Raw genomic sequence first — 14,588 nt, 5'->3', positions numbered from 1 at the left:
TATGATAAAAAATATATTAACACAAATATGGAATCAACGTCGCACCAACAGTTGGTTGTTTGCCGAACTTGTCATTGTATTTGTCCTATTATGGTTTTGCGTAGATGTACTATATGGCCTTGTATTTGCTCGAATTCAACCCAAAGGTTATGATCAAGAACATGTATATAAGATTACTGTCAATAGTAGAGAAGATCAATTTGTAAAGATGCAGAATGCCGATAGCATATCACTCTATTGGTGGAAGCCTTTGTTTGAAGTAATAAAAAACTTCAAGCAATATCCCGGTATTGAATCTGTATGTACATCTTTTGGTACTGATGCCTATTCTAACAGCACAACGTTCCAAGGTTATCATATAGATGGTGACACCTCGAATGTGTTTGTATCAAATATACGCTACATTGATGCAGAGTACATAAATACTTTCCGCATTCCAATGCTACACAGCATACATAAAAATCTGAAAGATGGGGACTGGAATGCTATAAACAATGTAAACCCAGCTATTGTTAGTGCAGAATTAGCAGACAGTTTATGGGGAACTACAAATGTTTTAGGAAAGAAATTCTCTGATTATTATTCGCCAAACTTACACTATAAGGTTATTGCTGTCAGTGCTCCACAAAAGAATTCTGATTATAACAGATATGAACCATATATAATGACACCATATCCAGAAATAGCTAACAAATCACAGGCTATACCATCAATTTATATACGTGTTAAAGCAGATGCAGACAATAATGATTTCGCTAATAGTTTCATTAAAACAATGTCTGCTAGAATACATATTGCCCCATTCTATATTTTTGATATAGAAAGCATGAAATACTACAAGCAATTAGACGATGCACGTCAGGGAGTAACCCAAGAGGTAAACAATACAATATTGATGATGTCATTTTTTGCATTCAACGTATTTTTAGGATTGCTAGGAACATTCTGGTTCCGTACCAATAGTCGACGTGGAGAAATAGCCATAAGAATGGCCATGGGCAGTAGCCGAAAGCAAATAGCTGTTCATTTTTTAACCGAGGGGGTATTATTATTGGCTATTGCATTTCTGCCAGCAGCGATTATAGCTTTTAATATATGGAATGCTGATTTGACGGTTACAATGCATGCTGACGCCACTGTTTTAAGACTTATCATGACATTAATCATAACATTCATACTCATGGCATTTATCACACTGATAGGCATATGGATTCCTTCAAACAAAGCTATGCATATACTACCGGCTGAAGCTTTACACGAAGAATAAACAATTATAAATTCATTCATAATGAAGACTATATTTAAACAAACATATAAGCAATTAAAAGAGCAGCCAATCATAAGTATTGTGAGTATAGCAGGAACAGCCCTTTCGCTTTTTCTTATTATGCTTGTTGTGATGATACAACAAGTTAAGGTAGCACCTTTTTCACCAGAGAGTAATCGTGATAGAATGCTACACGTTAAATTTGGATCATTATCCACAAAAGACGGAGAAACAAATTCGCCTTTGTCTTTACATGCAATAGATGCTATATATAAAAATATGAAGACTCCTGAGGCTGTTACAGCCTACACATATTTTCCCACACGTGAGCCTCTATCTGCAAATGGATCAAAATCATTCACAGCAAACGTAAAACTTACCGATGCAGCTTTTTGGCACGTATTCGATTTCAAATACATATATGGCAAACCATATAACGAAGCTAATTTCAAGGCAGGTATACCTTTAGCGGTAATAAGTCGTTCTACTGCCATAAAACTTTTCAATACGACAGGAGATGTTACAGGACGTACATTTCGATTAAAGTATATAACGTATAAAGTTGCTGCAGTTGTAAGCGATGTATCTTCTCTTGCCACCATGTCTTACTCACAGATATGGATACCATACACTACGGATCAAGAGACATGCAATATGGTATGGTATAATGCTATGGGAATGTTCAGTACAACAATATTAATGCATTCTCCCAAAGATGAAGCAAAAGTTCACGCCGAGGCTTTAGCTAATCTGAACAAATATAATTTAACGATAAAAGACAGTGGTAATAAACTCGTAAATAGGAACCGTCCTTACAATACGGAGAAAGAATCCATTAATTTTGCCGCAAACCTAGAACCTGATTTATCTGCAGAACATCGTACAGAATTAATCGTATTCGTTATTCTGCTAATTGTTCCAGCTGTTAACTTGAGTAGTATGACACATAGTCGGCTACGCCAACGCATATCAGAGATTGGCATACGTAGAGCTTTCGGTTGCACACGATGGAGCATATTAAGTCAAATCATCACTGAGAATATGATTGTAACACTATGTGCTGGAGCATTGGGATTTATAATGAGTATAGCGTGCGGATTCATTTTTACAGACTCGCTGTTAACGCCAGCATATTCATTCTCATATGATAATGGACCGATGGTGAACATAAGTATACTTATCCACATTTCCACGTTCTTTTATGCCCTTGCTTTCTGTTTTGTGCTGAATCTTCTCAGTACAAGCATACCAGCATGGCAAGCATGCAAAAATTCAATTATTAATGACTTAAACGGAAAGAGATAAGACTATGAGCAAGAAACTTTTCAAACAGATACGCAACGAATGGCGTTTCAATATATGGATATTCGTTGAATTATTAATTGTGAGTGTTGTTATGTGGTTTATAACTGACTATATGTATGTAATAGCAAGAAATTATATTGAACCACGTGGTTTCGACATATCACATTGCTACCTAATAAGTATGGGTAAGCTGACGCCAAACAGTCACGAATACAATCCTGCTGACACAACAGACAATGATGATCGTGCCGAACTTCTAAACCGCATTCAACATCGACCGGAGATAGAGGCTGCCAGTCTTTCGCAAAATTCTTATCCTTACGATGGGAGCAATAGTTCAATGATAATTAGTCATGACACCATACAAGTTGGCAACGACGATTGGATATTACGCCGCCTTGTTACTCCAGACTTCGTACGCGTTTTCCGTTATCAAGGCGCAAACGGCGAAACACCAGAGCAACTGGCTAATATTCTTAGTAAAGGCAATATTCTTATATCAGACAACTTATTTAATAAGCACAGAATGCCTTCACTTACAGCACTAATAGGCAAAACTTTCCATCTTGATACTGACACAACAAGAAACTACATACTTGGTGCTTCACTCAAACCTGTAAAATATAATGATTTTGAGAGTGCAACGCATTCATATTCAGGCGTTGTCAAACTAGGTAAGGAAAACTACAAAGATATGAATGAACTATGTGTGAGAGTAAGAGATAATATGGATCACGACTTCATTGAAAATTTATGGCGCGATGCAGACAAACGACTCCGAGTTGGCAATCTGTATATCAGTGATATACAATCATTCTATGATCTTCGTATCTCTTATCAAAGATTAAAGATGAACACCGTACGTAATTATACCGCCGGAGGATTATTCCTTATGTTAAACATATTTCTAGGTATACTTGGTACATTTTGGTTCCGCACCCAGCAGCGTAGAGGAGAAATTGCTCTATTTAAGGCTATTGGAAGCACTAACCATGATGTTTTTATACGCCAGATTTCCGAGGGAATTATTCTACTATCCATCGCAACTATCTTTGCGACAATAATAGATCTGAATCTTGCTTTCGCAAATCTTAATGCAGTTCATGATGGTATATACTTTGAGCCAATTCGTTTCATTGCTACGGTGTTGATTTCCTATTTGCTAACAGCAATAATGATCATCATAGGCACATGGTTCCCTGCACGCAAGGCCATGTCAATTCAGCCAGCAGAAGCTTTACACGAAGAATAGAATAAGTATTTATGATATGAAAAAAATTATATTTCTAATTTCATTTTTTCTAATGCATGCATGTGCAAAGGCTGCAGACAACAGCAAAAAGTTAACTCTTCCTGAGGCGATAGATTTGGCTCGCACGAAGAGTGTTGATGCTGTGGTAGCACGAGGAGAATTGAAATCGGCTTATTGGGCTTTCCGCACATATCAGGCCAACTTGCTCCCCGAACTTTCCTTCGACGGAACAGCGCCACAATTCAACAAAAGTTATAGCTCGTATCAACAAGACGATGGATCGTATAAATTCATACGTAATAACTGGTTTGGCATGAATGGTGCTCTTAATGTTAATCAAAATATATGGCTGACAGGTGGTCAACTCTCTCTCTCCACCTCTTTAGACTATATAAAGGCGGACGGCATGAAAAATTTCATGTCCGTCCCCATCAGCCTTACTCTTAATCAACCAATATTTGGTGTAAACAACACGAAATGGAAACGTCGTATAGAACCTATCAAATATCGAGAGGCTAAAGCAGCTTTTGTCACTGCTACTGAAACGGTTACGATGAAGACGATACAATATTTTTTCAATCTGCTGCTGGCGCGTGAAAATGTGAACATAGCAAAGCAAAACTTGCAGAATGCTAAGCGTCTATATGACATTGCTGATGAAAGGAAAAAGATGGGACAAGTAAGTGAAAGCGATTTACTTAGATTGAAATTATCGGCCATAAATGCGCAAAGTACACTTACTGACAATGAGAGTTCTCTTAACAGCAATATGTTTCAGCTTAAGACATTTTTGAATATCAGTGATAGCACAACAATTGACTTGGTTATACCTAAAAATTTGCCAGACATCTCTATTCGTTATGCTGATGTACTGGACAAAGCATTAGAGAATAATTCGTTTGCATTAAACATCCGCCGCCGACAATTAGAGTCAGACTATGCAGTTGCGACAGCAAAGGGTAACTTAAGAAGTATAAAACTCACAGCATCCCTTGGCTATAGTGGCATAGGTAATGACAGAATAAGATATGCTTATGATGCTCTTAAAAATAACACGATTGTTAGTATAGGATTCAGCATTCCAATACTTGACTGGGGCAAACGCCGTGGTGAAGTGAAGGTGGCTGAGAGCAATCGTGAAGTGACAGAAAGCAAACTGCGACAGGAGCAGCAAACTTTCAATCAAGACATATTCCTATTGGTGGAGCATTTCAACAACCAAAGCAAGCAACTTAAACTTGCCACCGAAGCTGACAGCATTGCTCAACGCAGATACAAAACTAGTATCGAAACTTTTATGATAGGTAAAATTAACACCCTTGACTTGAACGATGCACAGGTTAATAAAGATGATGCAAGGCAGAAAGACATTGCGCAACTATTCTATTATTGGTATTACTACTATCAACTGCGCAGTATCACACTGTGGGATTTTGCAAAGAATACAAATATTGATGCCGACTTTGATAATATAATTAAGAAATAGAACGTTATTAAATTATAATACATAAAAACTAAATATGAAATTAAAAAAAAGAGACTTTCTGATTGCTATTGTTACAATTCTGTTGGCAATACACTCTTACAACACCAATGCACAAACGACAAGTCAGGATAGCATAGTTGGTGCACAATTCGAAAAAGACATCAATACTTTTAGTATCAAGATTAATGAGCTGGAGAAACCGAATAAGAAGGATTATATCGCCCTGGCCAAGTTATATAACAATATTATAGGTAAATATGAGAACTTACCAACCCCACTGAAAAAGAAATACAACTATGTAAAAGAGTTATATTATAACTCCGCTTGTTACAATACACGTTTAGGCAAGAAGAAAGAGGCACTTGCCGATTTTGAGAAGGTAGCCGACTACGGGGTACAAGATTATAGTTGGGCAAAAAAGGACTCAGACCTGATACCCCTGCATAAATCTGAGAGATTTAAAAAAGCGCTGGCCCGTCTAGCTGAAAAAACGGATTACTCAGGAATGTTGAAAGCATCACAGGCATATACAGCTGATAAAAAAGAATATCAATTCAATTATGCCAATCCAAACGATACAAATCTTGTTAGATTACGAACGACTTTCAACCTTGACAGTATAGCTGGCTGTGGTAATGAAATATCCAAAATCAAAAATATCATGTACTGGGTACACGACATTGTTCCTCATGACGGAACCTCAAATAATCCGAAGAGCAAAAACGCTATTGATATGATCAGACTCTGTCAGAAAGAGAAAAGAGGAGTTAACTGCCGCATGATGGCACAAATTCTCAATGAATGTTACCTTGCCATGGGGTTCAAAGCCCGCTATGTCACTTGCTTGCCTAAGGTAATGATTGATGACTGCCATGTTATTAATGTGGTATACTCATGCACACTAAATAAATGGATATGGATGGATCCAACGTTTGCAGCCTACATAACTGATGATAAAGGAATGCTGCTCTCCATTCAAGAAGTCCGTGAGCGTCTCCGCAAGAACCTTCCTCTGGTATTGAATGACGATGCCAACTGGAATCATAAAAATAAACAAACAAAAGAGGATTATTTGGATAGTTATATGACAAAGAACCTGTATCATATTGCATGCATTAATAATACCGGATTCAATACAGAAACCTATATTAAAGGAACTACAGATACCCCTGAATACAAATTAAATCATTTTTTTGTGAATCTATGCCCACAAGGATACCAACCAGATGATGAAATGGGCAACTCAATAGTTACAACAGATGATCAACACTTCTGGGAATCACCTTACAAAAATTAATAATATTTTATTATTAATAGAAGTAATCATATTATTTATGAATTTCTGAAGAAAAAATGTAAATTTGCAATATGATTTTAATTATAGACGACGATATTTCTATACGAGCTTCATTATCATTTATGTTGAAGCGTGCTGGTTATGAAGTTGTGGCTGTAGCCTCACCTAAAGAAGCAATCGCAACAATTCGTGATACAGCACCTCAACTTATATTAATGGACATGAACTTTTCGCTGTCTACAACTGGTGAAGAAGGTATTACTCTATTAAAACAGGTGAAGTTGTTCAGAGAGGATGTGCCAATAATACTTATGACAGCATGGGGAAGCATTGATCTGGCAGTAAAAGGAATGCGCGCAGGTGCATTCGATTTTATAACTAAGCCCTGGAACAATGCATCCCTTTTGCAACGTATTGAGACTGCTTTGGAGTTGAACACTTTTGATGACAATAATAACAAGGAGTGCTCTCAAAATGTTGATCACACAAAGAAAGAAGATACTGGCTTTGATCGCTCATTTATAATAGGAAATAGCGATGAATTAAACAAAGTTCTTGATGTCGTAAAACGTGTTGCTAAGACCAACGCTTCTGTACTTATTACTGGTGAAAGTGGAACAGGAAAGGAACTCATTGCCGAAGCTTTGCACCGCAATAGTATGCGCAAAGACAATAACTTTGTAAAAGTCAATCTCGGCGGAATATCTCAATCGCTTTTTGAAAGTGAAATGTTCGGCCACAAAAAAGGAGCTTTTACGGATGCCTCAGCAGACCGAATTGGACGATTTGAACTGGCAGACAAAGGAACTATATTCCTTGACGAAATTGGCGACTTGGATATAAGCAGTCAGGTAAAACTGTTGCGTGTTCTGCAAGACCAGACTTTCGAACCTCTAGGCGACAGTCATGCCCACAAGGTAGATTTGCGTGTGGTGTCTGCAACAAATGCCGATCTTAATAAGCGTATAGCTGAGCATTCTTTTAGAGAAGATCTTTTCTACCGTATAAATCTTATCACCATACATCTGCCAGCACTAAGGGATCGACGCGAAGATATTCCTCTACTAGCAAAACATTTCGCTTACAAACAATGCGAAGCTAATAATATACCACAAGTGGAGTTTTCGTCAGATGCAATGACATTACTCACCCGACTTCCTTACAGTGGCAATATACGTGAACTGAAAAATATCGTGGAACGAACAATTATTATCAGCGGCAAGCAAACACTAATGGCTGATGATTTCGAACCACAGATTAACAGTTGTTCTAGAACAACAGCAACTGTAAATAGCGATGGTCTTACTCTTGATGACATAGAGAGACATTCTATCATTGCTTCGCTTGAAAAGCATAATAATAATCTAAGTCATGTTGCACTCGACCTTGGACTAAGCAGGGCGGCACTTTACAGAAGACTAGAAAAATATGATATAAACTATAAGAAATGAGACTGCGAGGTTGGTTCATCATACTAATTATCTTGTTGTGCACAACAATTGCATTGCTGATAGTACAGACTTTTGTTCCACAAAAGTTTTTGTTCTATTCAACAGAGTTACTTGTTGTGGTTATTATCTCTTATCTATTTTTCTTCTACCGAAAGGTTATCAACCCTATTCGCGTGATAGGAAATGGCTTGGAACTACTTAAAGAACAAGACTTCAGCAGTCGACTACGCCACGTAAATCAAAAAGATGCCGACCGTATTGTTGATGTATTTAATCGTATGATTACACAACTTAAAGATGAGCGCTTACATGTTAGAGAAACCAATCAATTTCTGGATTTGCTTATCAATGCATCTCCACTCGGTGTTGTTATTCTCGACTTAGATGGGCATTTTTCATCAATGAATCCTGCAGCAGAGAAATTTCTAGAAATATCCATAAACGAAACCAAAGGGAAGAGGATCAACGAAATTGCTAGTCCGTTAGCAGATAATCTATCGCAATTAGGTAAAGATTCATCAAGCACGTTCCAATTAAACGACTCGCATATATACCGTTGCAGCCGATTATCATTCATTGATAGAGGTTATGCACATCCTTTCTATCTGATAGAAAGTCTAACGGAGGAGGTTATGGATGCCGAGAAAAAAGCATACGAAAAAGTGATACGTATGATAGCACATGAAGTGAACAATACCACAGCAGGTGTTACATCTACTCTTGACTCACTTTGCGATATGCTAAAAGATACTCCCGACTCTACAGATATACGCGATGTGATGTGTGCTTGTATAGAACGCTGTTACTCTATGAGTAATTTTATAACCAGGTTTGCTGATGTTGTTAAGATTCCACAGCCTCAACTGATGGTTAACGATCTGAATCAATTAGCAGATAATTGTATTCAGACCATGGAGACAAAATGTGCAGAAAATAATATAAACATACACAAGGATTTCGCCGATGGAGAGGTACTTGTAAATGTAGACTCAGAATTGATTGAGCAAGTGATCGTTAACATCATAAAGAATGCAGCAGAGAGCATAGGACAAAATGGTGATATCTATTGCAAAACATTATCATCACCTACCATACTTGAGATAGCAGATACAGGTGAAGGCATTTCTGAAGAAACACAGAAGAAACTATTCAGTCCGTTCTTCTCAACAAAACCAAATGGTCAAGGTATAGGTCTTATATTCATCCGCGAAGTTCTTATCAAGCATCATTGCCATTTCTCTCTTAAAACTTATGCAGACGGCATTACCAGATTCAGAATAGAATTCGTAAAAATATAATAACATCAGTATAAACAAAAGAAAACGTGCAACTCATAGAGTTGCACGTTTCTTTATATTTCTAACAAAAATATCACCTCAATCATTGCTTTTGCATATTATGAAAAGATGTCATTACGCGTTACGGCATAGCGTCCACCTCCTGTAAATGCAAGAGCAAGGGCCGGTAACAAATAAAGCATAGGTAATTCTATTCCCCAACCGCCTTGAGGTGTTAATGAGAATATATCACCAGTGTGTACCATAAGTATTGCTATAACCATATTGGCAACCATAGCAACAGCTGCAGCACGAGTCCATAATCCAAAAACAATAAACATTGCTGCTACAAGCTCAACAAGAAGTGATCCGTAGGCAATAAAAGAAGGTAATCCCATTGCAGCAAGCATCTCGCCAATAGGGCCAACACCGTTAAATAACTTTGAGAATCCATGGAAAAGCATCAATCCTCCTGTTGAAATACGCAAAACTAAAAGTCCAAAATCTTGGTCTCTCATAAAATCTTTACTCCATTTCATAGTTATAAATATTTTTAATTATTATAAATCGCCATTCATTTTATCGTTCGGCGATACATAAACGATTCTAAACAAAGATATATTTCACTTACTAAAGCGTTATCATATCGTAGCTATGCGACAAAGATAAACATTATTATCATTACTGTCAAGTTTTATACGATAGTTTTTGTCTATGATATCATAGTAATTTTATGAATATCATGATTATAAGATGATTGTCACTTCTAAAATAGTTACATCTGTAAATATCCTTGATCCTGGATATAGGAGTTTATAACCAAGATTGAAGTTTAATCATTTCAGTACCCTTTTTTGCTGCTTCAGGATGTTTATTACTTAGTTTTAGCCCCAACCCATATACTTTTGCATCGCAATTTTAACAAGACAACAATGAAATTAAAAGTATTATTTGGTATTAGTGCAATGCTGTTGACTACACAGATAACGATGGCACAGATAAAAGATGTTGTTAAGAATGACACGACGACATTAAACAAAAAAAAGTCTAAGGAATGGTACGAAAAAGAACATCAGTTACATGATGTAACCGTTGTTGCCCATGTACCAATTGTGAAAATGAAAACCGATAAAATTACTTATCAGGTTCGTCACGATGTAGATGCCAAGACACACACTGTATTAGAAATGCTACGCAAAGTACCAATGGTTACTGTAGATGGCAAGAATAATATATCTGTCAATGGATCAAAACAATTCAAAGTATACATTGATGGCAGACCAAGTAACATGGTTACTCGCAATCCAACTCAAATTTTGCGTAATATGCCTGCTAACAGCATAGAGAGTATAGAAGTGACTACTAACCCTGGCGCACAATATGATGCCGAGGGTGCAGGAGGTATACTTAATATTATCACAAAGAAAAATAAGAATTTGAACCATAAGATAGAAAGTATCAATGGTACGATACATTCGACTATTGGAACAAATAATCATGGGATAGACGCAAATATCAGCGGACAAAAGGACCGTTTTTCTTATGATTTGAATCTGATGACCGATTACATGAAATATAAACACAGTAAATCAGAATCGGATATTAATCAAGAATCATTTTCTGCCCACACCTCTCAAGACACTAAACAGTCTATGCCATTCCAAATGGCAGAATTCGGCATCGGATATCAGATAGATTCTATATCTTCTTTGCATATGAATCTCTCTGTTACAAATTTCAAACTCCACGAATATGGCACACCTGAATACTTATATAAAGGTGGAACTTACGGTAGCGGGCTGAAATTTGGTAATAATCTTGACACACGCAGTAATCAAACATCATATGATGGAAGCATTGACTATCAGCGTTTTTTTGGAAAGAATAATAAAGGCAGTATGACGTTTACATATCAGCTATCACATAATCCTGTAAGAAATAATAATATAAATAAGTTCTTCAATATTAACCAAACTCAAATTGCAACGCCTGAAAGCAGGAAATCTATCGTAAGAGAGAAAAATATCGACCAGCATTTTATGGCCGATTTTACCCTTCCGATAAATAAAAATAAGAAGATTAATACAGGAGCCAAACTGTCACTAGGCAAGAATCAAAGCAATTCGTCTGATTACCGATTTGATAACGGCCTATATAATGAGAATACAAACGGTTCAGTTTTTTATAAACAGAACCAGAATATCATGGCATTATATGGAGAATATGATGCAACATTCAGTTGGTTATCGGTTAAACCTGGACTACGTTATGAATATACATGGCAGAAAACGAAATATCTGAAAGGTGCCGGTTCTGATTTCAATATCCACTATGGGACTCTTGTTCCTGCATTAAGTATCTCTGCTCGTATTAGTGATTTACAGAATATTGGTATTAACTACAATCTAAGAATACGCAGACCTGGTATAGCTGAACTTGATCCATATATTGACCGCTCCAATCCTGCGACTCTTGTTTATGGAAATTCACATCTCAATGCTGAAAAAATCAACAATCTATCATTGGTCTACAATCTAACAGCTCGTAACTTCTCAATGAATGCCACATTACGACATAGTTTTAGCAATAACGCCATTGAACAATATTCTTTCAATAATAATGGTGTTCTTAACACCACTTTTGGCAATGTGGTTAGAAGAAGCACTTCTGCCCTTAATCTATATGCCAATTGGAGTATGACCACTTCCACAAGGTTGTTACTTAATGCAGAAGCAGGTTACATAGACTTGAGAAGTAATGCTCTAAATGCAAGAAACAACGGATGGAATCTGAACGTCAACTACGGTATGCAGCAGAACCTACCATGGGATATCAAACTTACTGCAAATTTGGAATGCATGACACGCACGCATACACTCCAAGGTTACGAATCAGGGATGTCATTGTTATCTACCAGTATATCAAAATCATTCTGCAACGACAAATGGAATGTTACAGTATCAGGTACAACAGGACTTGGGCATGGTGGTAACCTAATATGGACATCATATAGTAAGGGCAGTAATTTTAATTCCACAAACAGTTTCACAGAACCTGTCAAAAATATCTCATTAGGCATCAGCTACACATTTGGCAGCAAAAAAGAGACTAACAATGATGATGATTGGATGCAGATTGGTAGCAAATCACATGCTGGTAAACATAGAAAGTAAAAAATTGCAGTAGTAGATTCTGTGTTTTAGGAAAATACTGTATCTTTGCGACATATGAATATGGTACAACGACTAATATCAAAGAGTGTTAGAGTAGTAGGACTTTCTCTATTGAGCCTACTACTCTATTACATCCTTTGGTCCACAATAGACGAAGAATTCAGAAAACAGATTTTTCATTGGCCTTTTGAGCCTATGGACATGGTCTATGATTATTCTTCATGCCTTATATTTACTGTACTAGCTCTAAGTCTAAGCAAACTTGTTTTCAAGTATATCAAATGGTCACATCATCCTATGTTGATGATTGTCACTCAGATATTTCTTATACTCGTGGTTAACAATATCACTGCAGGAATAGTTAGTAATATATTGAGTTCACCATATAATGATAAAGATCCCATTGTATATGTAGAAAGTTTATATCTAACAGGCATCCTGTCAACATTCGTAGCTTGCATATATGCGATGGCTTACTATTGGAAATCTTATGAAAATGTGAATAAGGAACGTAACCATTTCAGATTACAAGCACTGGAAAATCAAATCAATCCGCATTTTGTATTCAATAATTTCAGTATACTAGCAGACTTGATTGAAGTAGATCCACATAAAGCTACAGAGTATCTGATGAAACTGTCTAAAGTATATCGTTACACCCTATCACATTTTGATCATAGTTTGATAAGCATTGAAGAAGAATTGGATTTTTTAAATCAATACCTTTACTTGCTTAATGAACGCTTCGGCAACACAATCACTGTAAGTATTCATAACAACATGAAGAATATTGATGGATTTATTCCACCTGCAGCATTACAAATGTTTGTTGAGAATGCTATCAAACACAATGAGCACACCACAACCAATCCGCTGCTTATTGAAATAGATACAGATGGTAAAGATATTATCATCAGTAATAAAAAGCAACGTATATCAAGCAGCGTACTATCTGCCAATGTTGGCAATGATAATATATCAGAAAGGTACGGCATTCTAAGCAAGCAGTCTATTACGATTCATGAGACTAATGACAATTTTACAGTAAGACTACCTATTATTCATAAAAAAGGCACATGAAAATCCTGATCATTGAAGACGAACAGAGTAATGCTACACGACTTTGTAGAATACTTAAAGAAATAGATAACGATGTTAAGATACTTGCTTCGCCAACAAGTAATAAAGAAACAGAAGACTTCTTTTCAAAAACAGAAGAGATGCCTGATATTATTCTGGCAGATATTCAATTAGGAGATGGACTGAGTTTTGAAGCATTAAAAGCTGCTCCACAATCAATACCTGTCATTTTCACAACTGCCTACGATCAATATGCAATAAAAGCTTTTAAATTTAATAGTATAGACTATCTATTAAAGCCCATTGATAAAGATGAGCTGAAGGCTGCCATCAGCAAGGCTTTCAAAAAGAATGATTCCAACACCGATGCCATAAAAGAATTACTTCTTTCTCTTCATGGCGAAGATATAAGATATAGAGAGAGATTTCTTGTTCCTTATAAAGATGGATATGAAGTAGTATTGGTTAGCTCCATCAGCCATATCTGCACTGTCTATAAAGATACTAGAATATATCTAAAATCAGGTTCGTTTTATAGCATATCTTTATCGCTTGATGATATTATCAAGCAATTAAACCCAGCCCGTTTCTTCAGAGTAAATCGGCAATTTATTGTCAATATTGATTCCATCAGTCAATTAAAGACATACTTTGCAGGAAAAGCACGTGTATATCTTAAAGAATACGAAGAAACAGAAATCATGTGTAGCCGAGAACGAGTGCCCATGTTAAAGAGTTGGTTAAATAAATAAGCATCAAAGATTATGTAGATAATCAATTCTTTAATCATTTTACGATGAAAAAGATAAAGCATACCTTTATGCAGAATGTTTAAACGTCAACGACATTACTTGGCGCAAAGAACAGTTAAATCTATTATTTCACAAATCATCTAGCATCTTTGTCTTTGCTTGAAGCCCCATCTGTCGTAGAATGTAAATATAATATACAAAGAGCTTCATATCTGAAAACAAAAATTTCAGAAAGTAAATGGTATAAC

11 protein-coding genes are annotated in these 14,588 nt (G+C 36.4%); 10 read left to right on the top strand and 1 reads right to left on the bottom strand.

The window, feature by feature from the left end; translation table 11 throughout:
* Position 1: 1 nt before the first annotated feature.
* The 7 genes from B045_RS0111930 (at position 2) to B045_RS0111900 (ending at position 9,356) form a co-directional block, all read left to right on the top strand.
* The gene (locus tag B045_RS0111930; protein WP_025883625.1) at positions 2-1,267 is read left to right on the top strand and encodes an ABC transporter permease; all 1,266 of its coding nucleotides are present in this window, start codon (positions 2-4) and stop codon (positions 1,265-1,267) included.
* Between the two features lie 18 nt (positions 1,268-1,285).
* Entirely contained in the window at positions 1,286-2,572 is a 1,287-nt protein-coding gene (locus B045_RS0111925; RefSeq protein WP_026234420.1) for an ABC transporter permease, read from the top strand.
* Between the two features lie 4 nt (positions 2,573-2,576).
* Positions 2,577-3,824, top strand: coding sequence for an ABC transporter permease (locus B045_RS0111920; protein ID WP_018464486.1), 1,248 nt, complete (start codon positions 2,577-2,579; stop codon positions 3,822-3,824).
* A gap of 16 nt (positions 3,825-3,840) precedes the next feature.
* Positions 3,841-5,310 carry a TolC family protein gene (locus tag B045_RS0111915; RefSeq protein WP_018464485.1) on the top strand — a complete coding sequence of 490 codons (1,470 nt, stop codon included), beginning with the start codon at positions 3,841-3,843 and terminating at the stop codon, positions 5,308-5,310.
* 34 nt (positions 5,311-5,344) lie between these two features.
* On the top strand, positions 5,345-6,607 hold the full coding sequence (locus B045_RS0111910; RefSeq protein WP_018464484.1) for a transglutaminase-like domain-containing protein: 1,263 nt from the start codon (positions 5,345-5,347) through the stop codon (positions 6,605-6,607).
* A 71-nt stretch (positions 6,608-6,678) separates the two neighbouring features.
* Complete coding sequence (locus B045_RS0111905; protein WP_018464483.1) at positions 6,679-8,058, top strand: sigma-54-dependent transcriptional regulator; 1,380 nt, start codon at positions 6,679-6,681, stop codon at positions 8,056-8,058.
* On the top strand, positions 8,055-9,356 hold the full coding sequence (locus tag B045_RS0111900; RefSeq protein WP_018464482.1) for a sensor histidine kinase: 1,302 nt from the start codon (positions 8,055-8,057) through the stop codon (positions 9,354-9,356). The genes B045_RS0111905 and B045_RS0111900 overlap by 4 nt, the downstream gene beginning before the upstream one ends.
* A 98-nt stretch (positions 9,357-9,454) precedes the next feature.
* Here the strand turns inward: B045_RS0111900 and B045_RS0111895 are convergent, their stop codons facing one another.
* Complete coding sequence (locus tag B045_RS0111895) at positions 9,455-9,874, bottom strand: DoxX family protein (protein ID WP_018464481.1); 420 nt, start codon at positions 9,872-9,874, stop codon at positions 9,455-9,457.
* A 393-nt stretch (positions 9,875-10,267) separates the two neighbouring features.
* Here B045_RS0111895 and B045_RS14690 point away from each other — a divergent pair, with 393 nt between their 5' ends.
* From B045_RS14690 to B045_RS0111880, 3 genes are read left to right on the top strand one after another with little or no spacing between them, the layout of a single operon-like run.
* On the top strand, positions 10,268-12,508 hold the full coding sequence (locus B045_RS14690; protein ID WP_018464480.1) for an outer membrane beta-barrel family protein: 2,241 nt from the start codon (positions 10,268-10,270) through the stop codon (positions 12,506-12,508).
* A gap of 60 nt (positions 12,509-12,568) precedes the next feature.
* Positions 12,569-13,588, top strand: a complete 1,020-nt coding sequence (locus B045_RS14965; protein ID WP_162163159.1) for a sensor histidine kinase — start codon at positions 12,569-12,571, stop codon at positions 13,586-13,588.
* Positions 13,585-14,340, top strand: a complete 756-nt coding sequence (locus B045_RS0111880) for a LytR/AlgR family response regulator transcription factor (RefSeq protein ID WP_018464478.1) — start codon at positions 13,585-13,587, stop codon at positions 14,338-14,340. The genes B045_RS14965 and B045_RS0111880 overlap by 4 nt, the downstream gene beginning before the upstream one ends.
* Positions 14,341-14,588 lie beyond the last annotated feature (248 nt).

It is taken from the genome of Segatella paludivivens DSM 17968 = JCM 13650, assembly GCF_000373185.1.
Classification (GTDB): Bacteria; Bacteroidota; Bacteroidia; order Bacteroidales; family Bacteroidaceae; genus Prevotella; species Prevotella paludivivens.
The sequence above is the reverse complement of the archived record's forward strand: the minus strand, read 5'-3'. Positions and strand labels throughout refer to the sequence as shown.